Annotated in this window: 20 protein-coding genes and 1 pseudogene; 14 read left to right on the top strand and 7 right to left on the bottom strand. The window is 62.9% G+C overall.

The features are described from left to right. Window positions 1–521 precede the first annotated feature (521 nt). The 8 genes and pseudogenes from QMG25_RS18295 to QMG25_RS18265 all read left to right on the top strand — a co-directional run bounded on the left by QMG25_RS18295 (window position 522) and on the right by QMG25_RS18265 (window position 6,499). Complete coding sequence (locus tag QMG25_RS18295; RefSeq protein WP_283462502.1) at window positions 522–998, top strand: hypothetical protein; 477 nt, start codon at window positions 522–524, stop codon at window positions 996–998. After that, complete coding sequence (locus QMG25_RS18290; protein WP_283462501.1) at window positions 995–1,636, top strand: gluconate 2-dehydrogenase subunit 3 family protein; 642 nt, start codon at window positions 995–997, stop codon at window positions 1,634–1,636. Before QMG25_RS18295 ends, QMG25_RS18290 begins: the two co-directional genes overlap by 4 nt. Next, complete coding sequence (locus tag QMG25_RS18285) at window positions 1,633–3,279, top strand: GMC family oxidoreductase (protein ID WP_283462499.1); 1,647 nt, start codon at window positions 1,633–1,635, stop codon at window positions 3,277–3,279. The genes QMG25_RS18290 and QMG25_RS18285 overlap by 4 nt, the downstream gene beginning before the upstream one ends. Beyond that, window positions 3,276–3,569, top strand: a pseudogene (locus tag QMG25_RS20645) (enolase C-terminal domain-like protein); the annotation flags it as partial. The gene QMG25_RS18285 and the pseudogene QMG25_RS20645, both read left to right, overlap by 4 nt. A gap of 23 nt (window positions 3,570–3,592) precedes the next feature. Further along, on the top strand, window positions 3,593–3,826 hold the full coding sequence (locus QMG25_RS18280; RefSeq protein WP_283462498.1) for an enolase C-terminal domain-like protein: 234 nt from the start codon (window positions 3,593–3,595) through the stop codon (window positions 3,824–3,826). 26 nt (window positions 3,827–3,852) lie between these two features. Next, window positions 3,853–4,770 carry an aldose 1-epimerase family protein gene (locus tag QMG25_RS18275; RefSeq protein WP_283462497.1) on the top strand — a complete coding sequence of 306 codons (918 nt, stop codon included), beginning with the start codon at window positions 3,853–3,855 and terminating at the stop codon, window positions 4,768–4,770. After that, window positions 4,674–6,023 (top strand): DUF2254 domain-containing protein, encoded by a 1,350-nt coding sequence (locus QMG25_RS18270; protein WP_283462496.1) that lies wholly within the window; start codon window positions 4,674–4,676, stop codon window positions 6,021–6,023. The genes QMG25_RS18275 and QMG25_RS18270 overlap by 97 nt, the downstream gene beginning before the upstream one ends. A 338-nt stretch (window positions 6,024–6,361) precedes the next feature. Continuing rightward, entirely contained in the window at window positions 6,362–6,499 is a 138-nt protein-coding gene (locus tag QMG25_RS18265) for a hypothetical protein (protein WP_283462495.1), read from the top strand. A 59-nt stretch (window positions 6,500–6,558) separates the two neighbouring features. On the opposite strand, the gene QMG25_RS18260 is transcribed toward QMG25_RS18265, so the two are convergent. The 3 genes from QMG25_RS18260 to QMG25_RS18250 form a co-directional block, all read right to left on the bottom strand. Further along, window positions 6,559–8,331 (bottom strand): glycoside hydrolase family 15 protein, encoded by a 1,773-nt coding sequence (locus tag QMG25_RS18260; RefSeq protein ID WP_283462494.1) that lies wholly within the window; start codon window positions 8,329–8,331, stop codon window positions 6,559–6,561. Between the two features lie 66 nt (window positions 8,332–8,397). Then, a complete protein-coding gene (locus tag QMG25_RS18255; RefSeq protein WP_283462493.1) occupies window positions 8,398–9,633 on the bottom strand; it encodes a molybdopterin-dependent oxidoreductase in 1,236 nt (411 codons plus the stop codon). A 192-nt stretch (window positions 9,634–9,825) separates the two neighbouring features. Further along, on the bottom strand, window positions 9,826–11,667 hold the full coding sequence (locus QMG25_RS18250; protein WP_283462492.1) for a thiamine pyrophosphate-requiring protein: 1,842 nt from the start codon (window positions 11,665–11,667) through the stop codon (window positions 9,826–9,828). Window positions 11,668–12,163: 496 nt separating this feature from the next. Between QMG25_RS18250 and QMG25_RS18245 the strand changes: the two genes are divergently transcribed. From QMG25_RS18245 to QMG25_RS18225, 5 genes are all read left to right on the top strand, one after another. Continuing rightward, a complete protein-coding gene (locus QMG25_RS18245; protein ID WP_283462491.1) occupies window positions 12,164–12,337 on the top strand; it encodes a hypothetical protein in 174 nt (57 codons plus the stop codon). A gap of 95 nt (window positions 12,338–12,432) precedes the next feature. Next, the gene (locus QMG25_RS18240) at window positions 12,433–12,825 is read left to right on the top strand and encodes a ferritin family protein (protein WP_502866444.1); all 393 of its coding nucleotides are present in this window, start codon (window positions 12,433–12,435) and stop codon (window positions 12,823–12,825) included. Then, window positions 12,822–13,652: a family 1 encapsulin nanocompartment shell protein gene (locus tag QMG25_RS18235; RefSeq protein WP_283462489.1), complete on the top strand. Its 831-nt coding sequence runs from the start codon at window positions 12,822–12,824 to the stop codon at window positions 13,650–13,652. The genes QMG25_RS18240 and QMG25_RS18235 overlap by 4 nt, the downstream gene beginning before the upstream one ends. A 143-nt stretch (window positions 13,653–13,795) precedes the next feature. Further along, window positions 13,796–14,833 (top strand): L-glyceraldehyde 3-phosphate reductase, encoded by a 1,038-nt coding sequence (mgrA, locus tag QMG25_RS18230; RefSeq protein ID WP_283462488.1) that lies wholly within the window; start codon window positions 13,796–13,798, stop codon window positions 14,831–14,833. A 241-nt stretch (window positions 14,834–15,074) separates the two neighbouring features. Then, entirely contained in the window at window positions 15,075–16,154 is a 1,080-nt protein-coding gene (locus QMG25_RS18225) for an inositol-3-phosphate synthase (RefSeq protein ID WP_283462487.1), read from the top strand. 152 nt (window positions 16,155–16,306) lie between these two features. Here the strand turns inward: QMG25_RS18225 and QMG25_RS18220 are convergent, their stop codons facing one another. Continuing rightward, window positions 16,307–17,257, bottom strand: coding sequence for a PDDEXK family nuclease (locus QMG25_RS18220; protein ID WP_283462486.1), 951 nt, complete (start codon window positions 17,255–17,257; stop codon window positions 16,307–16,309). A 191-nt stretch (window positions 17,258–17,448) separates the two neighbouring features. Further along, window positions 17,449–19,134: a glycoside hydrolase family 13 protein gene (locus QMG25_RS18215; protein ID WP_283462485.1), complete on the bottom strand. Its 1,686-nt coding sequence runs from the start codon at window positions 19,132–19,134 to the stop codon at window positions 17,449–17,451. A gap of 318 nt (window positions 19,135–19,452) precedes the next feature. On the opposite strand from QMG25_RS18215, the gene QMG25_RS18210 reads away from it, so the two are divergent. Beyond that, entirely contained in the window at window positions 19,453–19,926 is a 474-nt protein-coding gene (locus QMG25_RS18210) for a serine protease inhibitor (RefSeq protein ID WP_349307157.1), read from the top strand. A 177-nt stretch (window positions 19,927–20,103) separates the two neighbouring features. Here QMG25_RS18210 and QMG25_RS18205 read toward each other — a convergent pair whose 3' ends face one another. Together QMG25_RS18205 and mshA are read right to left on the bottom strand one after the other, a co-directional pair. Next, entirely contained in the window at window positions 20,104–23,298 is a 3,195-nt protein-coding gene (locus tag QMG25_RS18205; protein WP_283462484.1) for a S8 family serine peptidase, read from the bottom strand. 159 nt (window positions 23,299–23,457) lie between these two features. Further along, window positions 23,458–24,684: a D-inositol-3-phosphate glycosyltransferase gene (gene mshA / locus QMG25_RS18200; RefSeq protein WP_502866446.1), complete on the bottom strand. Its 1,227-nt coding sequence runs from the start codon at window positions 24,682–24,684 to the stop codon at window positions 23,458–23,460. Between the last annotated feature and the right edge of the window lie 188 nt (window positions 24,685–24,872).

Here is a 24,872-nt window from a genome sequence, read left to right as displayed (position 1 = left end):
AAACCTCAAACACGGCATCGTGCCAGGCACTTGCCGGAGTGCCGCTTGCCCTGGTGCCGGTGGTGGCGTTGCAGCCGCCGTCGTACTTCAACGTTAGCCCTCTTCGAGAGGGCAACAATGAGACAGACACCCATTCCACGAGCCTATGTCATGGATCAACTTCGTGGCTCAAAGCGATCCCTTGACCGTTTGCCGGGATGTGACTAAGGTCAAAATTAGGTCTTGCAAGCGGTGCATTTGCCCCAGCCCCGGCGGTGTTGCCCACGGCTTCGGCACTGTGGAAAGGGGTCTTCCATGCATCAGCGATTGCCTGCAGTTGATCCGTTCGGCGGACCTCCCAGTGCACGCCATTTGCAGCAGAGCCTGCGCGGAAATCCGAGCTCCATTTGGAAGCAGGATCGAACGGACCGGTCACTGTTCTTTTTTATGGTGGACCGGCCAGATCCCAGCGACTTGCAGCGCGATTCGACGACGAACGCGGCCAGCTTGTCGTTTTGCCAGTGCCGGAGGAAAGAGGAGACATGTTTAAGCGCCCACCACATGTTGCTGCCAAGGAAGTTGCAATTGCGGCTTACGGCATCGACCGAATGGTGAAAAACGTCAGGACCGGGCGCTTCGAACGCAGTCTGGCAGGCCTGAGCGGCATTGGCGCCCTCGTCACCGCGGCCGAGATCTACTTCGAACACGACAGCGCAAGCTTCAGCAACAAGTGGATGTGGGTTCCCGTGGCACTCGGTCCCGTCGGGGCAGCCGCGGGCATCTCCGGGGTGTTCAGCCACAAGCTGGCGAAGACCGTCCTGCCATTGGTCTCCGGGATTATCGTTGCCAACGGCGTTCAGGGAACTTACCTGCACGCACGCGGAATCCACCAAAAGCCCGGCGGCTTCAGAAATTTTCGCTACAACATGGAAATGGGCCCGCCACTGATGGCTCCGCTGCTGGTGACCATGGTGGGCGGCATGGGTCTCTTGGCTGCAATACTGCGGCGGGAAAAATGAGCAGCCTTCCACTGGGCTCAAATGCCGGTGGCGGCCGATTCCCCGGTTTCGATGTGATGGCCCAGTCAAAGCATTGGGATGAGACTACAAAAGCCGTCGTCGTCTCGCGTCTGGGCATGCCGCCGGATATTCGCTTTTTTGACGCTGCAGAGGAGGCGACCGCCACTGCCGTCTGCGACCAGTTGCTTGACCAACGGGAACCGACAAAGGTGCCCGTGGTGAACATGGTGGATGCTCGTCTGGCTGAGGATCAGACGGACGGTTGGCACTACGAGGGTATGGCCCCCGACGGCCAATCATGGCGGGACTCCCTGGCCGCCCTCGACGAAGATGCCATGGCACACAGCGGTTGCAGCTTCGCCGACGCTGCGTGGGAACAGCAGACAGCCATTCTGCAGGCGGTGCAGGACAAGGGATCCGAGGATTGGCATGGCATCCCGGCCGCCCGGATATGGAGCCTGTGGACCCGCTACGCCTGCACGGCCTTCTACTCCCACCCCTTGGCGTGGGAGGAGATAGGGTTCGCCGGCCCCGCCTATCCGCGCGGCTACAAGAACATGGGCGTCAACAGACTGGAGTCGTTCGAGGTCACCGACGCCCATCCCGGACAGGACCCGCTCGGCAAGGGAACCTCATGAACCGCGTCCGCGATCGCAACGAATCAGCGTGGCTGCTTCCGGCCGGACCGGGCATCAACCATGGTCTCCGCGATGACATGCGCCGCTTCGGCGACAACGAGGAAGTGGATGTCGTCATTGTGGGGTGCGGCGCGGGTGGCTCAACGATGGCGCAGCGGCTGGCCAGGGCCGGCTGGAGCGTTGTGGCGATGGATGCCGGCCCGTTCTGGGATCCGGAAAAAGATTGGGTTTCCGATGAAGCAGGTTCCCACCACTTGTACTGGACGGAGCCGCGGGTGATAGGTGGCCAGGACCCGGTTCCGCTGGGATCCAACAACTCCGGCAGGGGAGTGGGCGGCTCAATGATCCACTACGCCGGCTACGTGCCTCGGTTCCACCCGAGCGACTTTCGCATCCACAGCACCGACGGAGTCGGCGCCGACTGGCCGCTGGAATATAAGGATCTCAAAAACTATTACGTCGACATCGAAGAAGAACTTCCGGTGGCAGGTGACAACTGGCCGTGGGGGGACCCCCACTCATACCCGCAGCGTCCCCATCCCGTGTCCGGCAACGGGGACATGTTCCTGCGCGGCGCCCTTGCCTGCGGCGTCACCGCCAAAGTGGGGCCTGTGGCCATCAGCAACGGACGCTTCGGCAACCGGCCGCACTGCATCTACCGAGGTTTTTGTTTGCAGGGCTGCAAAGTGAACGCGAAGGCATCTCCGCTGATCACCCACATCCCGGATGCGTTGGCGCACGGGGCCGAGGTCCGCGCAGACTCGATGGTGACCCGAATCGAAGTGGACGGGCACACCGGCAAAGCCACCGGTGTGCACTACAACCTGCGTGGGCGCGAGCGCATCCAGCGGGCCAGGATGGTTGTGGTTGCCGGATACTCCATCGAGACGCCGCGGCTGCTCCTCAACTCGACATCCACCCGGTTCCCTGAAGGCCTGTGCAACGACTTCGACCTGGTGGGCCGCTACCTGATGGTCCAGGGAGCACCGCAGACCGCCGGACGATTCGACGCCGAGGTTCGCATGTGGAAGGGGCCGCCTCCGGAGGTCAGCACCGAAGATTTTTACGAGACGGACCCGACGAAGAGCTACAAACGAGGCTTTTCGATTCAAACGGTGTCGCCGCTGCCGATCACTTGGGCCGAGCATGTGGCCGCGCAAGGCCACTGGGGTGCCGGGTTGCGCCAGTACATGAGCGACTACGTACACTGGTCCTGTCTGGGAGCACTGTGTGAGTTCCTTCCCCTGCCGGAGAACCGAGTCTTCTTATCCGACGAGAAGGACCGCCATGGCCTGCCGGTAGCACATTTCAACTATTCCCGGTGCGAGAACGACCGGCAGCTGATGAGTGCCGCCCAATCCGTGATGGAGAATATCCTGCAAGCGGCGGGGGCGGATGAGGTGATCACCATCAACCGCTACGCCCACCTGGTGGGCGGGGCGCGGATGGGATCCGACGAACACAGCGGCGTGGTCGACGGCGACTGCCGCAGCTTCGCCGTGCCGAACCTTTACATCGCCGACGGAAGCGTGTTGCCCACCGAGGGCAGCGCGAACCCTGCGCTGACCATCATGGCCATCGCAGCCCGCGCTGCAGACAGGATGACCACCGGCAGCCGTGCAGGGCAAGTGCGGCAGTCATGAAAGATCCGGCCATCGACACTGTCGATGTTAGCGTGTTCACTGTTCCCACGGACGCTCCTGAATCAGCTGGCACCACCGCGTGGGATTCAACCACCATGGTCTTGGTGCGCATCGTCTCTGGCGTCACCATCGGCATGGGCTGGACCTATGGAGCCGCCGCCCAGGACGTGCGTTGGTTCGAGGAGCCGGTGTCCTCGAACGACTTGGACGGGTTGCGGGATATTCGCAATTCCGTCTCCGCCGACGTCGCGGCCGGAGAATACGGGTTCGATCTGGTCCATTTCCGACGCATGTGCGATGCGCAGGCCGTGAATTGTCTTCAGATCGACGACTCCCGCTGCGGAGGCCCCGCCTCCACGCCCATGTCGCTGCAGCAACCCCCAACTTGCGCCACCTTGAGTGGTTCCACGACCAGGTGCGGATCGAAACGCTGTTCTTTGACGGCACCTTGGACCCGCAGGGAGGCACGATCACCCCTGACAGCTCGGCCCCGGGCAACGGACTGGACTTGCGCAGCAGTGACGTCGAACAATTCCGGGTGCGGTAGGAGCCCACAATCAGCGAGGAGCAGCAATGTACACGGCACCATCAGGACGCCAGATCGAGCTACGCCACGGCGAGCAGGTTGTAGTCGTCACAGAAGTGGGCGCAGGGCTGAGGTCGTACATGGCAGGTGCACGCCCCGTCATCGACGGTTACCCCGAGACCCAAAGCTGCACCGGCGCGCGCGGGCACTCGCTGATTCCGTGGCCCAACCGCGTCAAGGATGGAAAATATGGTTGGGACGGCATTGAACACCAACTCGATCTCACCGAACCGGCGTTCAGCGGCGCCATCCACGGTCTCACCCGATGGGCATCCTGGCAGCTGCTTGAGCACGACGGCGCCCACGTCTCCTTAGGGCACATCCTGTACCCGTGCCCGGGCTGGCCATGGGTGCTCGAATGCCGGATCGACTACAGCCTGGACGACACTGGATTGAGCGTCCACACCACCGCAACGAATCTCGGCGAGGGTCCTTGTCCCTACGGCACCGGCGCACACCCCTACCTCAGCGTTGGAACTCCGACGATTGACACGGCACATGCACGGGTTCCCGGTTCGCTCTACCTTCCCGTCGATGCCGTGGGCATTCCCACCGGGCGGGAACCGGTCCAAGGCACCCACTATGACTTGCGCACCGAAGAACTGCTCGGAGCCCGAAAAATCGATGTGGCCTACACGGATCTGGACCGCGGCCCAGATGGACGTGCGCGGGTCAGGTTGCACCTGCCCAGTGGGCCCGCGGTGGCGCTGTGGGCCGATGAGGGATACCCCTACCTTGAAGTCTTTACCGGCGATTCCTTGCCGCAGCCCGAACGCCGACGCACCGGCCTCGGCGTCGAACCCATGACGTGTGCGCCGAACGCCTTCAACTCCGGGGACGGCTTGCTCACGCTCGATCCGGGCCAGGGACACAGTGCACGCTGGGGGATCGAACCCTATGCCTAGGAACACCACCCACCCCGGAAACGGCCATTTCCAGGCGGTGGCGGCTGGCCCCGACCCACCCAGGCTGGAGCGGAACTAGCCATGGGCAGCAGGCAGTCGGGGCCTTTCGCCTCCGTGGAACGCGTGCGGGGCAAAATCCGTTCCACATTTTGGTTGGTGCCGGCGCTCTGTGTCCTCGCATCGATCGTTTGGCGCTGGTACTGATCACGGTGGATCGGGCCTTGGACACGAACGAAGGCGCCGAGTTCTTTTACCCAGGCGAGCCCGCTGGCGCTCGCAGCCTGCTTTCCTCCATCGTGACTGCCATGATCTCCTTCACCGGACTCGTCTTTTCGATGATGGTGCAACGGTCAGTGCCGGGTGCTGACACCGAGCCTCCTTTCGTGCCGCGGATTGCGGTGAGTGTGGCCTTTGTCTTCGTGCTTGCCAGCGTTGCCTTTTTCATCGGCTGCTTGGCACGGATATCCCATCTGATCCGGGTGGCAACGATTGCGACAGATCTAGGAATTGAAGCGCGGCACACTGTGGAACGACGCTACGGCGAGGGGACGCCGGGGACGGCGCCTCCCTCAACGGGGGCCAAGCAGTTTCGCGGGGGCATGGTTGCCCCTGGCGCCAGTGTGGTTGTTGCCGTCAACGAAGCACGCCTTGTGCAAGTCGCAGCGGAATCGGGGTGCCTGTTGGCGCTGACGGTGCGAGTGGACGATTTTGTGCCGGCCGCTGCGCCATTGTTCAGTGTCCAGCAGTACCAAGGGGACACGGGAACGGACGCAGCCCGGCACGAAAGTTCACTCGATGTGGAGATCCTGGCACACGTTGCCCAGGACACTGAACGAACGTCTGAACAGGACCTTGCTTTTAGCTTTCGCCAGCTTGTCGACATTGCCGAGCGGGCGTTGTCACCGGCAATCGACGACCCCACAACGGCGTGCCAGTGCCTTGATGTCCTGCACGACCTCTTGCGGCGACTGGCCATCTGCCAGCTTCCCGGCGGCCGATGGGCCGACGCGGACGCAGTGGTTCGGCTGACGATCCCCCAATACAGCTACGCAGATTTTCTGGACTTGGCCGTCGGAGAGATCTGGCAGTACGGTTCCGGCGCCGCCCAAGTGCCCGGCCGCCTGGCAGGCATGCTGGCAGACCTCATCGACGCGGCCGTGCCTGAATACCAGGAGGATCTCCAAGGATGGGCTGAACGGATTGGCCGTGCAGTTGAGGGTCACGGCGGCCAACGCGATGATTCCGGAACTTGAAGATCCCCAAACGTTCCCACATGTCGGCAGAGGGCCGGCGGAAAGCAGGCATTCCATAACCACCCGCAGACTGTTGTGAATACCGGAGCCAGTGCCGGCAACGGGCGGACGACTTCCCGGGCGTTCGGTCCGATCGGTGTGTGGATCAACGTAGCTTTCACGTCCGTCTTCGCACCATTTCTTGAGATCAGGCCGGACGCGCTCAAACCGTTGACTGAGGTCGCCTGCCTCGGTGCGCGGAGGATTCCATTGCCGGGGCAGCTCCCGGCGGTGCCAACAGTCCGGTGCCCGGCGCGAAGACACCGAACGAACGAATTGGGCATGTCAGGGCCCGGCTGATGCGCGGGTTCGGCCCGGGGGCCGACCAGCGGACCGTCACTGCCATCACCCGCGACCGACCCATGCTCGGCGGCAGCCCCACAGCCGTTGCCGCAGGACTGGCAAGCACCCTCCGTCAGCGCCGCCTTGCGCGCTGAGTCCAGCATGAGACACTGACGGCGGTGTGGACCTCCGGCAGTGTCCATACCCGGGTTTTCTAGTGCGTCTCCCAAGGCTTGGCAAGCCTGGCCGAGCACTCCAGCATGAGCGCATGGACGAAGGCCTGTGGCAGATTGCCCCGCAGCTGGCGCTGGGTCACATCGAATTCTTCCGAGTACAAGCCAGGGGGACCGCACGCGGCGCGGTTTCGTTCAAACCAACGCGTCGCCGCGACTTCGCGGCCTTGCTGGTGTTGGGCCAGCGCCATGGTGAATCCGCAGAGCAGGAAGGCTCCCTCGGCGCCCTCGAGGGGGCCCGCATTCTGACGGAACCGGTAGAGGTAGCTGTCGGCACCGAGCTCCTCCTCCACGCTGTGCAGTGTCGCCAGGGTGCGGGGGTCATCCGCCGCAACCCCTCCGCGGATCGGGGGCAACAACAGCGCGGAATCGTTTCGCTCGTCGTCGGGCGCCCGCTGCCAGCGTCCACTGGTATGCGTTGAGCTGGCTGCAGTCTCGGCAAGAATCCTCTCGGCCAATGCCAGCCAGTCGCCGATGCGTCCGCTGGGTGCCCCACGTTTGCTGATCGCACGCAGCCCTGCCACACAGATCAGCCGGCTTTCCGTCCAGTTCTTGTCTTCGAGTTCCCAAATTCCCGCCTCCGCGTCCTGCCAGCGGGCAGCGATGGCGTCGGCAGCAGCCAGGGCTGCGCGCCAGCCATCGGCATCAAGGTGGTCGTGGCTGGCTGCGGCGGCAAGCAGCAGCAGAGACTCACCCAACGCATCAAGCTGGAATTGGGCGTTGACATGGTTGCCGGCGATATCTGATCCACCGGGATAGCCAGGCAGTTTGAGCAACCGTTGCCCTGGGACGGGGCCGCCGAGGGTGGTGTAGGCCGGCTTCAGGTTGGGGCCGTCTTCCAGCAGCCGCGCCGACACGAACCGGACAGCATCATCGAGCAGCGGGTACGGGCCGGCGGCTGCGACGGCTTCCCCGGTGAAGCACTGGTCCCGGATCCACACATACCTGTAGTCGTAGTTGCGGCCCTGTCTTGCCCGCTCCGGCAAACTCATGGTCGCCGCAGCGACCATGCCGCCGCCGGTGCTGGTCAATCCGCGCAGAACTGCGTAGGCATGGCGGGAATCGCGGGGAGCGATCGTCTCGGAGGACTCTGGAACCGCCGCCTGCCACGCAGAGGCAGTAGCTTCCCAGGCAGCGTCCGGAACAATGAGCTCTTCAGGCAGCGGTCCTTCGCCGAGTTCCAGCACGAAGTCATGATGTTCACCAGCGCGCAGCGTCATATCCATCGCCAAGGCCGGGGCTCCGCTTCCGGCTGCCGGGCGGGCGTCGTCGGCACCCAGCCACCGCACTCGCAGGGAATCGGTGCGTCCGGTCCAGACCCCATCCTCGCGCGCCAGCGAGCGGACTCCATGGTGGCCAAACCCCGCCCTGGGGTCCAAGACGACCCTGACGTGGGCGTCGCCGTCGACCGCCACGACTCGCCGCAAGACCACCGCATGGCCGGGTTCTGCAGGAAACGCCAACGCCTCGCGGCATTCGACAATGCCGCTCTCGGTGACCCACCTGCTGTGCCAGATGAGCGAGCCCTCCTCGTAATAGCCGCCCCAGACAAACCTGTCGCGAGGCGTGATGGCGTAGCTGCCGTGGCCGCCGATCAGGGAGGAAAAGATCGCATCCGAGTCCCAGCGAGGAAAACACATCCAGACAAAGTCGCCCTTGGGCCCAACGAGGATTCCACGTTCACCGTCGGCGATCAGTGCATACTCCCGTAGTACATGCGGTGGGAACTGCCAGCTTTCCTTCGCGTTCACCATTGTGATTCATCCTCGATTCCATTGTGTTCCGCCCCGAGTGCCGAAACCGGCGCCCTGGACGAGGATCTAAATGCCCGCGGCGTTGGCATAAAATTGTTGGTCCTCTCGCCAGCCGCCCTGGCCCAGGCCGATGTCCCTGTAGTCCTCAACAAATTCAATGGCGCACACCCACTTGACCATTTTGAAACCAAGCTGTGTTTCAAGACGGACCCGCACGGGTGCGCCGTGTTCAATGGGCAGGGATTCCCCGTTCATCTCCAGAACTAGGATCGATTGCGGATTCTTGGCCAAATGCACGGGGATTGTGCCGTAGAAGAACCCGTACAGGCCTTCCCCTCTTGTCAGGCCCTTGTCATCAAAGGCATAGAACACGATGAGCTTGGCCGTCTCCTGCGGTTCGACAAGCTCAATTATGCGAGCCAGCGGCACCCCGCCCCATTGGGCGACGGCTGTCCAGCCCTGGATGCAATTGTGCTTGGTGATTTTTGTCTGCTCGCCAACCCGGCGCAACTCTTCCAAGGAAAGGGAAATCGGGTTCGCAACAAGGCCGCCGATCGACAATTGGTAGTCCCGAAATTCGTCTGCAGCCAGCTGCTTATAGTTCGCGCTGGTTGGAGGATAGCCATTGACCCTGAAGTAGGGCGAAATGTCCTTGGGCCTGAAGCTTTCACGCGAGAGAAATGACTTTGACACGGCCCGCTCAAAAGGGTTGACCATGATTCCCAGCAGACGGTGCGTCCGTCGCCGATAACGCAACGATAACCAGGTAATCACCACATGGAGCACGAGGAGCAGGACCAGCACCGTGAAATGAGCCAGCTTTGGGGCTGGCGCGAACGGTTCGCCCGGAATCATCGCCGGAATCTGGAAATGGAGATAGGTGCCGACGGAGTTGGTGGAATCCGGGATGATCGACCAGTGCGTTGGGACCAAATAGTGCCAGTATCCTGTGGCGAAAACCATCGCAAGGTAGACAACCCCCGTCAGGACCCAGAAGTGGATGCTCATGAAGTGCCAGTGCCAGTGCCAGTGCCTGCCCAGCCCAAGGTTCTTCTTCCCGGGAAGGGTGATGAACGGAGACCAGGCCTCCACTTCATCCGATGACGACCACGGCTTGAGGGAATCCACACTGTACATCTTCTTGGAAAACCGCACCCACTCCCGCCCGGGAGGGCGGTCGTCATGCCAACACAGCTTGGGAAAGGTGGAGAGCGCCTCCAGTCCGCTTCGTGCCAGCAGCAACAGGAAGAAGAGGTTCAGGAAATAAGTGGCACCCACCCACCACGGAAAGAATTCAGCCATGCCGATTCCAATCTTTTCCTCTCGCCGCCGTTGACCGACGTCCCGTTCCACCCGTTCCACCCGTTCCACGGGAGTTCTGGGGCACTGGAACCGCGAATCAGCTGTTCTCTGCGCTGGACGGCACGCAAACCGCCGAATGGGAGGGGTCCGGATGCCGTGGGTCCGCTCGGGACCTCGGATACACGCCGTTCGCTACTTGTCCTTGTATTCGTCCTTGTCTTCGTTGCCGATGTGGAGTTTTGCCTTGACGCGTTCGATGCCCTCGGACACGAGAGCCTCGGCAGAATCACGGACAACACCGAGCTCAAAGGGGTCCCCCTTCAAGAGGACTTCACCAGTGTTCTTGGCGAACTCTGCAGTGATGTGCGGAGGCAGCGGCGGGACGCTCCTGCTCGTGTACGCATCGATGAGTGTGATGCCACGGTGGGCGAAGGCCGCATCCCATGCAGCCGCCACGTCGTCGTCGTGCTTGACACGGATGCCTTGGAAGCCGAGCAGCTCCGCCCACCCGGCGTAGTCGATGGATTCCACATCTTGGGAGGTCTCCCACACCGGGTTCGCATCCTCGGTGCGCATCTCCCAAGACACTTGGGCCAGGTCATTGTTGTGCAGGACCATGATGATCAGTTGCGGATTGTCCCATTCCTTCATGTACTTCTTGATGGTGATGAGTTCGTTCATCCCCAGCATCTGGAATGCCCCGTCTCCGATCGTGCAGATGACCGACCGGTCCGGATGGGCAAACTTTGCTGCCACTGCATACGGCATCGCCGCCAGCATGGTCGCGAGCCGTCCGGAAAGATCCCCGGTCATGCCACGGCGGAAACGAACGTGGTGCCCGTACCAATCGGCTGTGCTGCCGGCGTCCGCGGTGACAATTGCCTGGGGTGGAAGACGCTTGTTCAGTTCATGGTAAACGCGCCGCGGGTTGACGCCGTCGTCGTAGACCAGCATCGCCTGGACTTCCATCTCGCTCTCCCACTCGACCATCTCCTCCGCAACTTTTTCCTGCCACGAGAGATCCGTCTTCGCGTCCAGGTGCGGGATGACAGCAATCAATGTTGCCTTCACATCTCCCCAGAGGTTCAACTCGGTGGGGTAGCGCAACCCCATTTGCTCCGGCTTCAGATCGACCTGGATTGCCCGAGCCTGCCCGCTCGGAGGCAGGAATTGGCTGTAGGGATAGTTGGTTCCCAGAAACACAAGCGTGTCGCAATCTTTCATTTGGTGCATGCTTGGAAGGGTGCCCAGCAGGCCCAGTTGCTGGCTGTGGTGCGGAATGTCCGAGGGCACCACCTGCTTGGCTCGAAGCGTTGTGATCAGGCCCGCACCACAGAGTCGTGCCGCTTCGAGGACCTCGTCGGTGGCACCGTTGGTGCCATGTCCAACCAAGAACGCCACCTTGGCGCCGGCGTTGATGATGGCCGCCGCCTTCACGATCTCGCTCTCAGGGGGAACGATGGAAATCGAAGGAGCCACAGCGCTCGAACGCGACACCCAGTTGGCAGGAGAAAGCTCCTTCATCTTCATGCCTTGGACGTCGTGGGGAAGAATGACCACGGCCGGACCAAGTCGCACCCGGGCAGTGCGGAAAGCAGTGTCTACCACAGCCTGGGCCTGTTCCGGCGAAACGATGGTCTGCACGTACACGGCCACGTCGGACAAGGTCCGCTCAAGGTTGCTTTCCTGCTGCGTGAACGTCCCCAATGATGGCAGCCCCTGCTGCCCAATGATGGCAACGACAGGCTGGTTGTCCATCTTGGCGTCGTAGAGCCCGTTCAACAGGTGAAAGGCCCCCGGGCTCGACGTGGCAATGCACACACCGACCTCGCCGGTGAACTTGGCGTGCGCGGTGGCCATCAGGGAACAGATCTCCTCATGGGTGGGACGGACATACTTCAACCCGTCGCCATCGCGCTGGGCCTTGCCGAGCGCGCCGTCGAACTCGCCAATCCCGTCCCCTGGAAATGCGAATACGCGGCTGACTCCCCATTCCCGGATCCGCTGGATTACGAAGTCGCTTACCGTTTCCATCCCGCACCACTTTCAATTCGGATTACATTTCGGGCGGCAGTCGTGAAAATCCTGCCACCGCAGTTCCAGGCAAGGCTGTAACAGGCAAGGTTGGATACCGGTCGGCAACGAAGGGTGTGCGCAGGGACGCAGGTCGGATCACCAGTCAACTGCAGTTGATGCATGGAAAGCCCCTTACGCACTGCCAAATCCTTGGGCAGCACAGCCGGGGCCGGGGCGAATGTGCCGCTTGCAGCAGCTAATTTTGACGATAGCCACATCGTGGCAAACGGTCAAGGAAATGTTGTGGCTCCGTGCGGCGTGGACGGCCAATGTGGGGAAAAGCCGGACATCACCGTCTTCACCGTTGGCCATTCGACACATCCCATCGACGAGTCCATCGCTTTGCTGAGAGCCCACGGCATCAAGATGTCGGTTGGCGGACTCCGGCACGTCCACAAGGACAGTGTGAACGGGGGCATGGCGCAACGCTTCGTTCAAGGGCTGTGCAGACTACATGCAGACACCGGAGTTTGCCGACGCCGGTGACGCGTTGGTGGTTCGCAGAGTCAAGGCGCTGGACATCATGACGGAGAAGTCAGCCAAACCACACACCTTGACCTCGTTCGCCGTCGTGGATGGAACCAACATCACGTATCCCGTGGACCCTGACGACTCGCCCTCCTCATAGGCGGACTTTTCCCATTGCCGAATCCGCAGCTCCCCTGCCGCCAAACGCATTGGCGGCGTAGGATGAAAATTCAGGGACGTTGAGGAGGGCCACCGATGGGCTTTGACCAGTACCATGAACCGCCAGCTGAGCTATCGGAGCAAACGCGAACGTTTGCCCGTATGTGCGCCAACCTCACGGAGGAGGCCGAGGCCATCGGCTGGTACGAACAACGCATTTCAGTGGAAACTGATGCGAAGGCACGGGCCATCATGGAAGACTCCTTGGGCGAGGAATACAAACACTTCAGCATGGAACTTGAATTCCTGCTGTTGGCCAAACCGCAGTGGCGCAACATTGCCCGCGGAATCTTGTTCCAGGACGGCGACATCGTCGAGAACGGCGAGGCCGCCGAGGCTGCTGCTGCATCCGGCGGCCCGAACCCGGCACAGCCCGGGGCCGACGACGTTTCACTGGGCATCGGAAGTTTGAAGGAGCACCGACCATGACTCAGAACCACCTGCTGCGCGAGCACGCGCCCATCTCCGACAAAGGGTGGGAGCTTTTGGACAAGGAAGCTCGAGAACACCTGACGGTGGCGCTGGGCGCAAGAAAGTTGGTCGACTTCGTCGGGCCATTGGGATGGGAGCACTCTGCCACCAACTTGGGCCGGGTCGAGCCCATCTTGGCCCCTCCCGAAAGCGGCATAACGGCGAACCGACGCCGCACCCTGTCCCTGGTGGAGGTTCGGTCCGAGTTCAGCGTCGACAGAAGTGAACTGCTGGCCAACGACGCCGGTGCGGCCGACGTCGACCTCCAGAGCCTCGATGACGCGGCAGTACGGATGGCCAGTGCGGAGAACACTGCCGTATTGCATGGCTGGCCGCAGGCCTCCATGCCAGGAGTCACGGACTCGTCGACAAATCCCAAAATACCGCGGGTCGAAGACTTCAACGACTACCCAAAGCGGGTGGCCAAGGCTGTTGCCATGCTTCTGCGGAACGGGATCGGCGGACCGTTCGGGATGGCCATGGGCCCGGGCCATTACACAGCCGTCATGGAGTTCACCGAACGCGGCGGCTATCTGCTCGCGGACCATCTGAGAAACATACTTGGTGGCCCGCTCATCTGGGCTCCAGGGGTCAGCGGTGCGATTGTTGTCAGTCTGCGAGGCGGTGACTTCCTCTTCGAATCCGGCCAGGACCTGTCCGTGGGCTACAGTCACCACGACGCCGATTCCGTCCACCTCTATCTGGAACAGTCCTTCAGTTTTCGGGTCGCCACCCCTGAAGCGGCGGTCTGGCTCACGGGCTCCAATGAGGACAGTGCGCAGTGACCTGACGGGGCGGAACCAGTCGCAGGGGGTGCTGCGGTGGCTTGGCGCTCTGCCCTGCCTGAGCCACCCTGCCCTGGCCGGTTGCTGACACTTCCCGCGGCAGCAGGTGCGTTTGAGTGCAGTTAAGTGGCAGGATTGAAACCATGACCTTTCACGCCGCGGAGAACCGCTATGAAACCATGCCTTATCGCCGAGTCGGACGCAGCGGGCTGAAACTGCCTGCCATTTCACTGGGCCTGTGGCACAACTTTGGTGACGACAAGCCGTTCGAGGTGCAACGGGCCATTCTGCGCCGAGCCTTCGATCTGGGCGTCACACACTTTGACTTGGCCAACAACTACGGCCCGCCCGACGGCAGTGCGGAAATCAACTTCGGCCGCCACTTCAAGAGTGATTTTGCTGCCCACCGCAATGAACTGATTATTTCCACTAAAGCTGGCTACCGCATGTGGGCGGGCCCCTACGGTGAGTGGGGCTCGCGCAAGAACCTGCTCAGCAGCCTCGATGATTCGCTGGGCCGCATGGGCCTTGACCACGTGGATATTTTCTACAGCCACCGCCCCGACCCGGAGACCCCCATGGAGGAAACCATGGGGGCGCTGGACTACGCGGTGCGCTCCGGAAAGGCCCTCTACGCAGGCATTTCCTCCTATACGCCGGCCCAAACTCTTGAGGCCGCCCGTCTTTTGAAGGAAATGGGCACACCGCTGCTCATCCACCAGCCCTCGTACTCCATGCTCAACCGTTGGACCGAGAACGGGGAGCCAAATCTCCATGAAACGCTCGAGACCGTGGGGGCCGGATCCATTGCGTTCTCGCCGCTTGCCCAAGGCATGCTGACCGACCGATACCTCAACGGAGTCCCTGCCGACTCACGCGCAGCCAAGGAACATTTCCTCTCGGAACACGACCTGACGGAAGAGAAAATGGCACGTGTCAGGGCCCTCAACGACATCGCCGCCACCCGCGGCCAGTCGCTGGCCCAGATGGCCATCGCCTGGATCCTGCGGGACCAGCCCAGGGGTGCACCCGTCACCTCGGCACTGGTGGGCGCCTCGAGCGTGGCACAGCTGGAGAACAGCATCGCAGCCATCAACAACCTGGCATTCAGCGACCAGGAGCTGCGCGCCATCGACGAGTACGCCGTTGAATCCGACATCAACCGGTGGGCCCAAAAGTAACCGCCACGGGCGCCAGAACCTGCCCGTAGCATGCGTGTGTGACAAATCAATGAGATATTCCCGCCTTGAAGGAACAAATTCGGGGCGGGGGTAGTTGACTAGAATGGTTAAGGGCGCCGTTGGGGCGTCAGGTCCGGTCGAAACAGCCGTGCGTCGTATCTTTATGTCAAGTGTGAAGGTGTGCGTCGACCATCACCGCAAAGTGAGAACCGGACCCGTGTGATTTTTATGAAGGAGTTCCGTGTCCAATCATCCTATTCGGGTTGCCATCGTAGGCGTTGGAAACTGTGCCGCGTCGTTGGTGCAGGGTGTCCAGTACTACCAAAATGCAGATCCGAGCGTCAAGGTTCCGGGCCTGATGCACGTCGAGTTCGGTCCGTACCACGTCAATGATGTGCAATTTGTTGCAGCCTTTGACGTGGACAGCAAGAAGGTCGGGCTAGATCTTTCCGACGCAATTGGCGCCAGCGAAAACAACACCATCAAGATTGCCGATGTGCCCAACCTTGACGTCAAGGTCCAGCGCGGCACCACCTTGGACGGTCTCGGCAAGTACTACCGCGAGACCATTGTGGAATCCGACGACGAGCCTGTCGACATCGTTGCCCAGCTGAAGGCAACCAAGGTTGACGTGCTTGTGTGCTACCTGCCCGTGGGTTCCGACGCGGCTGCAAAGTTCTACGCCCAGTGCGCCATCGACGCCGGCGTGGCCTTCGTCAACGCACTGCCCGTCTTCATTGCCGGCACCAAGGAATGGGCCGACAAGTTCACCGCCGCCGGTGTGCCGATTATTGGCGACGACATCAAGAGCCAGATCGGCGCCACTATCACGCACCGCGTCATGGCCAAGCTGTTTGAAGACCGAGGAGTGGTCCTTGACCGCACCTACCAGCTCAATGTTGGTGGCAACATGGACTTCAAGAACATGCTCGAGCGTGAGCGCCTTGAATCCAAGAAGATCTCCAAGACCCAGGCCGTCACTTCCAACACCTCGGCCGTGCTGGGAGAGGACGACGTTCACATCGGCCCGTCCGATTACGTGGCGTGGCTGGACGACCGCAAGTGGGCCTTTGTCCGCTTGGAAGGCCGCAACTTTGGCGATGCCCCCGTCTCTCTCGAATACAAGCTGGAAGTGTGGGATTCACCCAACTCGGCCGGCGTGATCATTGACGCCATCCGTGCGGCCAAGATCGCGCTGGACCGTGGCATCGGCGGCCCCATCCTCTCCGCCTCCAGCTACTTCATGAAGTCCCCGCCGGAGCAGTTCGCCGACGACATCGCCCACGAAAAGGTTGAGGCCTTCATCCGCGGCGACATCTAAGCTCGCGCCCCAACCCCACCACCGACGCTCCTGCACTTTCGGGGGCGTTGCGGGCGACCATCCTGCACTTTCGGGTGGCCAACGCCGGATGCTCCCTCACTTTGCGAGAGGGCATCCGGCGTTTAGCGTGTGTTGGGGGTTCCGGCCGCGGGTCAGCTGCCGGTGGCAAAACCGGCGGCGACGGCGGGATCCGTCCAGGCATCCCGCAGCGCCTTCCTGATCCGGCGGACCGCACCGTCAAATCCGTCGGCGAGGTCTTCGCGGTCAAAGACGAGGACCGTCCAGCCTGCATTTCGGAAGGCCCCGTCCCGACGCCTGTCGCTCCTTGCCTGCAGCTCGTCCAGATGGCCACCGCCATCGTACTGGATGGCGATCCGCCGCACCCGATAACCGAGGTCGGCCGAGGGTGCTCCGGGCAGTTCCCACAAGGCGAGCTGCAGATCGGGCTTCGGCAGTCCGGCGTCGAGCATGGCAAGGCGCAGCAAGGTCTCGGGGCCGGAATCAGAGCCCACCCGCAAAAGTTCCAGGGCCTCACGCGCCCGGACAATCCCCTGCAGGTTCCGGTGCCGGGCCAGCATGCTTCGGAGCGATGCCACTGTGGCGTATGGCGTGTCGCGGCCTTCGAACACTGGGCGGGGGATGCGGATGAGCTGATCGCCGATGCACGCGAGTTCGGGCACGGGCAGGGCGCGGGCAAGGTCGAGCCAGGTGCGTGCGCGGGTGCTGATTCGCAAGCCATCGGCAGTCTCAACTTCGTCGGCATGGGCCAACACAGTGTGGCCAACGATGCCCTTGCGCCGGACACCCGCCAGCTTTCTGGGCTTGCTCAGATGCAGTTCACGACTATCCGACAGCCACGGCGGCAGAATCAGCCCGTGCAGCCGCGCCGCCGTCGTATGGGAAATCCAGGCACCGGGCGTCGCCGCACAGAGAGCTCGCGCCGCGTCCCGCAGTTCGAAGTCCCAAGACGCCGGCCTGTACAGCCCGTGGCTGACTCCCGCAAAACCCCGTCCCCGCAGCCGGTCCCGTGAAATGCCCAATGCCTCGGCCTCGCCAAGGGTGAAGGGTGTGCTCGGAGGGCAGATTCCCAGTGGTGTGTCCATGAAGACATTGTGGTCCCGATCGACGCTCGCCCGCAGAAGTTATCCACAGGCGCCCCGCCGATGTCCGTCGCGGCCGTGGGGGCGGCGACGGACTGTGCAGGAGCGTTGGGAAAGTGTGCCCCGAACATGCAGGAGCGTTGGGAAAGAGGCCCCCGAACGTGCAGGAGCGTCGGGTGGGGGGCAGTGCTGGGTTAGGGGGCGAACCAGAGGGTGGTCTCCCCTGGAATGGTCTTCCCGGCTGGCTCGCCGCTGCTGAGCACCACCTTGGAAAGGTCGACGCCGGTTGGCAGCTGTGCGGGCTCGTCGGCAAAGTTTGTCAGCACTTCCCAGCCGTTGGGCCTGCGGTAGTGCACCAGCGGCCCTGACTCGCCGCTGAGCCATTCCAGCGACTCCTCCGTCTGCAGCTTCCGTCGCAACGCCAACGCCCCCCGGTACATTTCAAGCGTCGAGCCGACGGCGCCGTCCTGCACGTCGGCGGCCTGCAACGCAAACCAAGACGGCTGGGGCAGCCAAGGCGTGCCGCCAAATCCGAAGTTCGGTTCTGTCGCCGACCACGGCAGCGGCACTCGGCAGCCGTCGCGGCCCTTGATCTTGTGCTTTGTGCGGAACCAGGTAGGGTCCTGCAGAGCTGCTGCAGGTAGATCGGACACTTCGAACAATCCGAGTTCTTCACCTTGGTACAGGTAAGCGGAACCGGGCAACCCCAGCATGAAGAGCGTCGCGGCACGGGCACGACGCAGGCCGCGCGCCAAGTCCGTGGCCGGGCTGACGCCGTCGCTCAGCAGCCAAGCTTCCAGGGTCTCCAGCGTGCTGTCATCAGGCAGCGCGTAGCGGGAAGCATGGCGGACAACGTCGTGGTTGGAAAACACCCATGTGGAGGACGCCCCGGACGCCTGGGCCTCGGAGAGGCATTTTTCGGCGATGGTGCGGAATTCGGTGCCGTCAAAGTGTGCTTGCAGGAGGTCAAAGTTAAAGGCCTGGCCCAGCTCGGCGGGGCGGGCGTACTTCAAACGACGGTCGGTAAACGGCACCCAAGCCTCGGCGACGGCGGCCTTGGGCGGGTCATATTCATTGAGCACCGAACGCCACCCGGCGAAGATGTCATGCACGGCGTCGCGGTCAAACAAAGGGTCGCTGCCGTCGTCGACAAGGATCTCCAGGGCCGGCTTGGAACGCAGCGGCAGGGACATGTCCTTGTCCAGGGCGTGCGCCACGTCGACACGGAAGCCGTCGACGCCGCGGTCCGCCCAGAAACGCAACGTGGTGTGAAAGTCCTCGCGCACTTCCTGGTTGTCCCAGTTGAAGTCCGGCTGCTCGGCGGCGAACAGGTGCAGGTACCACTGGCCGAGTTGGCCGGCGTTGGGGCCGGCCGCTTCCTTCACCCGCGTCCAGGCGCCGCCGCCAAAGTGGGAAGGCCAGTCCGACGGCGGCAGCTCGCCGTCCTCGCCCAACCCCTCAAGAAAGTGGTAACGGGCGCGTTCCGGGGACCCCGGGGCTGCAGCCAGTGCAGCCTGGAACCAAGGGTGCAGGTTGGAGGAGTGGTTGGGGACGATGTCCACGATGATCCGGATGCCGGCGTCGTGGGCGGCGGCCACCATGGTGTCAAAGTCTTTCAGCGAGCCGAGCCGCGGGTCGACGTTGCGGTAGTCGTCGACGTCGTAGCCGCCATCGGCAAGCGCCGAGGGGTAGAAAGGACTGAGCCAGAGGGCGTCGATGCCCAAGGCGGCCAAGTAGTCCATGCGGGCCGTGACGCCGGGCAAATCACCCATGCCGTCTCCGTTGGAGTCGGCAAAGCTGCGCGGATAGATCTGGTAGACGGCGGCTTGTCGCCACCAGGTGGCCTCCGGATGGGTGGTGGTGCTTGCGGGGATGCTCATGGAAGGGATTCCTCTCGTCGTATCCGTGAGGTTAGCAACTTTGCGTACAACATTGTCCCAAGCAGGGCCCCACGACGTGAGTTAGTATGGCAGAAACGCGAGGAGGCGGTGAATTTGGGACGATTTTGGGCCCCGGAGGTATTCAGCCCCGCCGCACGCGCCGGAGCAACCCCCCGCGCAACGTCCCCGTTCCGAGTCGGTGCAGCTTCCTTGGCTTGCACCGCCCTGCTGGCAGGGCTGGCGGCCTGCGCCCCCGCGCCCGAAGTGCCACAAGGCCCCGGAGCTTCCCCCCGCACCACACAGCCGAAGGAGCCCGCCGTGTCACCGCCCAACAGCGTTTTCCCATCCGGGGGTGGTTCCCCATCCAGCGGGGCTTCCCCGTCCAACGGTGTTTCTCCATCCGGGGGTGGTTCCCCATCCAGCGGTCCGGAGTCGAGCGTCAACGAAATTGACCTTTCCATCACCGTGACGCCGTCTCCCGGCGCCCAGCCGCAGGTGTTCCGCTTGGTGGCCGCCAACGGCACCCCCGGGCCGGAATCGACGGTCCCGCAGCCCGCGGCGGCCATGGCAGCGTTGGAGCGATACGGCGAAGGTATCTTCTTCCCCGTTCCGGGCCCGCCGCAGCAGTGCATGGATGTCTTCGACGGCCCGCAAGTGGCCGTTGTCACCGGTACGTTCAAGGGGCGTGCAGTCAGCGCGGCCTTCAAACGGACCGACAGCTGCCAGACCGCCCGCTGGCAGGCGCTGGCACCACTTTTCGGAGCCGCGGCAGGCGGAACCGGCGCCATCTAGCCTTCACAGCCACTTTCATGCCCCGGCCACTGCCCAAAAGCCAGCAGTACCGCAACGTGTCCGGACACAGCAGCTGTGTGCCAGAAGGTGCGCATTGGCGCCCGAATTTCGGGAGCTTTGGCGCGGTATCTGACACACAGTGGCCGGTTGGAAAGGCAGGAGATGCCTGCCGTCTGCCTAGTCCTTTATGTCGGTGTGCATTGAATCGTCGGGAAGCTGCAATTGCTGGGGCTTCAGTTTGGGCTTGCCGGGCTTGGCTGGCTTGTCCTTCTTGTTTTTGCCGTTGTCAGGAGCCACGGCGTTGCCGCCCGGAGTGACGATGACCGAAACAAATGTTTCGGTTCCGTCGTCCCCGAACCTCACGCGTCCAATATAGGACCCGGTTTCGAGTCCCTTCCACTTCAGCGTAACGAAGCCCGACTTGCCGTTCGCCAGCTTCAACGGGTTAGGCGTCACGGTGGCATTGCCCGTGTTGGCACCCAGCACGGCTGCGTCAACGGTCGCCTTGACTGCGGCCCCGCCGTTGCTGGAGTACAGATTGGCGAGGATGGTGTACGTCCCCGGTTCCGGATTCGGCAGCGACAGGCTTTCGCTTGAGGACCCGGTCCGCACGTCGGAGTACGTACCGGCGGGGTTGAAGACGATCATGTCAAAGTCGGCCGTGGGCTCTGATGAGATGACGGAGAACTTCGCCAGCTTCGCCCCTTCCGGGACGGTGACGGTCTTCAGGAAGTTCGACTTGTTAGCCACCACTTCCAACGGGCCCGGAACCAGTGAGATCGGGGTGGAATCGGCCTTGGACAAACCATCAAGACGAACCTTGATGGGGGCGTTGGAACCCGAGACCACGGGAATCTTCCCACTACCCGTGCCCCCCGTGGAGGAGAACGCCACATTCGGCTCAACGAGCACCGGCAGCGGCCGAACGGCGATGGGGGAGGCCACATTCTTGCCCGCCCCCTGCCAGACAAGGCTGCCCGTCGCAAACTCGCCCAGCGGCGCCGTCGCATTTTCAAAGGTCACCTTGAAGGTGCGCTGTTCCCCGGCCTGGCTGAAGTTCAGCACCGGAGGGGTAACCTTGACATCCACGCCGGGAACACTGGCACTGGCCCGGTACAGTCCCGGGGTCAGCGCCGTCACGGTGCGGGTGACGGTGACTTTGCCGGCCAGGCTGCCGACGGCAAACGAAGCCAGGTTCATGTCGCGCGCCTGGGTGCTGCCCAGACCCGGAATGCCCAGGTCCAGGCCGGTGCCTTGAATAAACTTCAAGTAGTCGTCGACTCCGGCGTTGTAAACAAGACCGGGTTCGAGGGCGGCGGCGACAGCCACCTGTCCTGCACCGGTGGCAAAGACGTCGGTGTTCTTCGTCCCATCTTCGTTCACGACGTCGGACGCCGTACTCATCATCGCCGACTTGAGTGTTGCGGGGGACCACAGCGGGTTCTGCGAGAGGAGCAGTGCACCGAATCCGGCAACGTGCGGGGACGCCATGGACGTTCCTGACATCATGCCAAACTGGGCGCCGTCAGAACCGATGGGGGAGACCCCCGCCAGCACGTTGACACCGGGTGCTGCGACGTCGGGTTTGAGCAGGTCCGAATCCGTGGCAGTGAGCGGTCCGCGGGAGGAGAATCCGGCAATCTGCGGCTGCGGGTCGGCAGGCAGCCCGGTGGTGTCCTTGTTGACAAGGGCAACCAGTATCTCCGGATTGGCCTTGACCTTGTCCTTGATTTCCTGGCTGGCCGGAGGATTGACGTGGACGGTGGGAACCGAGTGGAGGTCAAGGTCCTCGGAGCCTGTGATGATGTTGACCAGGATCATGCCGATGCCGCCGGCGCGCTTGACCTCGGCGCTCTTGGCAACGCGGTCAAAAACGCCGCGGTCGCACACAACCACCTTCTCGGCGACCTTGGCCGCGTCGAGGGAGTCGGGGCCGCACAGCTCGGGGGTGGCTGCTCCGGCCGCGGCCGCATCAATGGCCAACACCACCGGGCTGGGCGGGACCTCATGGTCCATCATGCTGGCGCCGCGGAACTTGCTGCCGTCGGAGAATTCAGCCGTCCCTTGCAGCTCTGTGCTGAAAGTGGTGGCCGCCACGGTGGTCAGCCACGGGGCACCGTGGTTGACCGTGCTGGGCGTGGGCCCGGAGTTGCCGGCGGAGGCGGCAACAAAAATCCCGGCCGATGCGGCCGAGAGGAAGGCCAGTGCAACCGGGTCCGTGGTGGTGGAGGTGCTGCCTGAGATGGAGTAGTTGAGCACGTCGACGCCGTCCAGAATGGCCTGGTTGATGGCTGCGATGGAGGCCGAGCTGTAGCAGCCGCCGGTATTCGGGTCGTCGTCCTCCCAGCAAATCTTGTAGATGGACAGTTTGGCGGCCGGGGCAATGCCGCCGGTGATGCCCAGGTCCCTGGCACCAATGTTGGCGTGGATGTTGGCATTTCCTGCCGCGGTGCTGGCCGTGTGGGTGCCGTGGTTTCCAACGTCCACCGGGGAAATGAGCTCCTGCGGGGCCCGGTGTTCGGGGGCCGCATAGCTCAGGAAGTCGTCCGCGAAGTAGCGGGCGCTGAGAACCTTGGAGTTGCACGCGGTGCCGTCGAAGGCTGCGCCGGTGCCGACGCCCTTTTGGCACTCGCCGATGAACGTTTCGCCGTCGGCCTTCAGCATGGCGATCTTGCCATCCGCCGTCTTGTACGGGACCCCAACCTTGGGATCACCCTTGAGCGGCTTGACCTTCTTGCCTGCAAAGAACGGGTTCGACGGCGTGTAGCCGGAGTCGATCACGCCGACCACCACGCCCTTGCCTGCGTTCTTCACCCCGCCGAAGTCCTTCTTCCACGCACCTTTTTTGCCGCTGAGTCCCAGGAAATCCGTGGAGGAGTAGTCGGGGGCGTTTTCAGTGTCCGGTGCAACCATCAGCACATCCGGGTCCTTGGCCAGGGCGAGTGCCTGGTCGGCGGACAAGGTTGCGGAGAAGCCGTTGATGGCGGCCGTGTACTGGTTGGTGATTGTGACGTTTTCGGATTTGGCCACAACTGCCTGCTGGTTTTCCAGGTGGGCCTGGTATTTTTTGACCTCCGGACGCTTGGCATCCAGTTTGCGGCCCTTGACAGGCTTGGTCGGTGCCAGTCCGGACGTGCCACCGGCATAGGTGGCGGCGGGCTTTTCAGCCAGCACCACAATGTAGCGGCCGGCTTGGAAATCAATCGGGTCAATGTTCTTTGTTTGATTCTTTGTTTGGACGGTGGAAGGCGTGGACTGCAGGGTGTCGGCTTGTGCCGGCAGCAACCCCACTGTGGTCAGGAGCAGCGGAAGGCCGGCGGATAGTGCAGCGGCCTTCCTGAATCCTGGTTTGCTGAATATAGATCTCCCCATTTTTTTCACGAGTGATACGGGCCTTTCGACGGGGACCGTCCGGCGTCGTTGCCGGTGCGATCAGCGGAACGCCGCAATTGACAACGTTGTCAATTTCGGCGGGTACCTGACACACCGTACAGGTTTGCGGGCTCATGTGAAAGGGGTCACACAAATGATTCAGCAGCCGGGCGGCACCACATATTGGTAGGTCAGCGCCAGATCGTAGCTGAGAATCGTTTGGGCTGCGGTGTTTTCCCATCCGAACGACTCAGCAAAAACGGAGGCGGCCCGGCCCATGTCTGCCCGGGTGTCGCTGAAGTCGTGCAGGGATGCCAGGGCATCGGCCCACAGGCGAGCTGAGCGCCCTTCCACCAGCAGGCCGGTGCGTCCGTCGCTGACGGCCCGAGGCAGCCCGCCAACGTTCGTGGCGATGACGGGTGTGCCGCAGGCTTGGGCCTCCAACGCCACCAAGCCAAAGGACTCGCTGGAGGAAGGCACGGCCACCACGTCGGCGCTGCGGTACCAATCGGCCAGCTGTTCGGGAACCACGGGAGGCAGGACGGATGCGACGCCGGCCAAACCGGCGTCGTCGATCATGAGCTCCAGATCATAGCTGTCATTGCCGCTGCGAGCGCCCAAAAACGTGAGCTGGAGGTCAATGTCGGGGCGTTCGGTGCGCAGCAGTGCGGCCGCCCGGACGAGTACGTGCGGGCCCTTGAGCCGCTGCAGTCGCCCGGCAAACACAATGTGGAAGCGTTGGCGGGCGATGCCCAGTTGCTGCCGCGAGCGGTTCCGGAAAGCGGGCTTGAAGACCCCAAGGTCGACGCCGGGGGACACCACGTCGATGCGCTGCTCGCAGCCGTCGTAGTGGCCTTCGAGTTCCGCGGCTTCGGCTGTGGTGTTGGCGATCAGGCGGGTCGCGGCGCTCACAATGTGCTGTTCACCGTTTTCCCGGATGCCGGGTTCAGCGGTTTGGCCTTGCGGCAGGTGATGGTTTTTGACCCGCGCCATGGTGTGCATGGTGTGCACCAGCGGCAGGTCCAACTGCCGGGCAACACGGATCCCCGCCATGCCGGAAACCCAGTAGTGCGAATGGATGACGGTGACGGGATCCCCGGGCAGCGCGGCAACATGGGCGGCCACGGCGTCGGCCATTTCGGGGACGAGTTCGGGCAGGGCTTCCTTGGAAACCGTCGCAAACGGTCCGGCCGTGATGTGGTGGACGGCGACGTTTCCGGCCAGCTGCACATGATCCGGCTGCCCGGCGGCCGTGCGGCGCGTGTAAATGTCCACGGCCACGCCGATTGCGGCGAGTTCGAGGGCCAGATGCCGGACGTAGACGTTCATGCCGCCAGCGTCACCGCCACCTGGCTGCTCCAGGGGGGAAGTATGCAGGGAAAGCATGGCGACGCGCCGGACGTGGTGCACAGCTTCCTTCCTGAAGAACGTTCGGCGCAGCCGCCGACGGACACGGCAAATCTGCCGATTACTACCCTTATCTTGCCACTGCCAAGGCACTGGGCCTAGCCCGAACGGCGGCCAGGACGTGGCAGCCAAAACACCCCCTGCGGGACTGTGGCGGGCAACAGTGG

It is taken from the genome of Arthrobacter sp. H35-D1 (genome assembly GCF_030063185.1).
Lineage (GTDB): Bacteria > Actinomycetota > Actinomycetes > Actinomycetales > Micrococcaceae > Specibacter.
This window is presented reverse-complemented; position numbering and strand designations above follow the sequence as displayed.

Coding starts and splice junctions, on each gene's coding strand:
- QMG25_RS18260 (WP_283462494.1), bottom strand. CDS start 8,331: ATGGTGAACGCGAAGGAAAGCTGGCAGTTCCCACCGCATGTACTACGG.
- QMG25_RS18275 (WP_283462497.1), top strand. CDS start 3,853: ATGTACACGGCACCATCAGGACGCCAGATCGAGCTACGCCACGGCGAG.
- QMG25_RS18250 (WP_283462492.1), bottom strand. CDS start 11,667: ATGGAAACGGTAAGCGACTTCGTAATCCAGCGGATCCGGGAATGGGGA.
- QMG25_RS18205 (WP_283462484.1), bottom strand. CDS start 23,298: ATGGGGAGATCTATATTCAGCAAACCAGGATTCAGGAAGGCCGCTGCA.
- QMG25_RS18290 (WP_283462501.1), top strand. CDS start 995: ATGAGCAGCCTTCCACTGGGCTCAAATGCCGGTGGCGGCCGATTCCCC.
- QMG25_RS18295 (WP_283462502.1), top strand. CDS start 522: ATGTTTAAGCGCCCACCACATGTTGCTGCCAAGGAAGTTGCAATTGCG.
- QMG25_RS18220 (WP_283462486.1), bottom strand. CDS start 17,257: ATGGACACACCACTGGGAATCTGCCCTCCGAGCACACCCTTCACCCTT.
- mgrA (WP_283462488.1), top strand. CDS start 13,796: ATGACCTTTCACGCCGCGGAGAACCGCTATGAAACCATGCCTTATCGC.
- QMG25_RS18265 (WP_283462495.1), top strand. CDS start 6,362: ATGCGCGGGTTCGGCCCGGGGGCCGACCAGCGGACCGTCACTGCCATC.
- QMG25_RS18245 (WP_283462491.1), top strand. CDS start 12,164: ATGCAGACACCGGAGTTTGCCGACGCCGGTGACGCGTTGGTGGTTCGC.
- QMG25_RS18240 (WP_502866444.1), top strand. CDS start 12,433: ATGGGCTTTGACCAGTACCATGAACCGCCAGCTGAGCTATCGGAGCAA.
- QMG25_RS18215 (WP_283462485.1), bottom strand. CDS start 19,134: ATGAGCATCCCCGCAAGCACCACCACCCATCCGGAGGCCACCTGGTGG.
- QMG25_RS18285 (WP_283462499.1), top strand. CDS start 1,633: ATGAACCGCGTCCGCGATCGCAACGAATCAGCGTGGCTGCTTCCGGCC.
- QMG25_RS18255 (WP_283462493.1), bottom strand. CDS start 9,633: ATGGCTGAATTCTTTCCGTGGTGGGTGGGTGCCACTTATTTCCTGAAC.
- mshA (WP_502866446.1), bottom strand. CDS start 24,684: ATGCTTTCCCTGCATACTTCCCCCCTGGAGCAGCCAGGTGGCGGTGAC.
- QMG25_RS18235 (WP_283462489.1), top strand. CDS start 12,822: ATGACTCAGAACCACCTGCTGCGCGAGCACGCGCCCATCTCCGACAAA.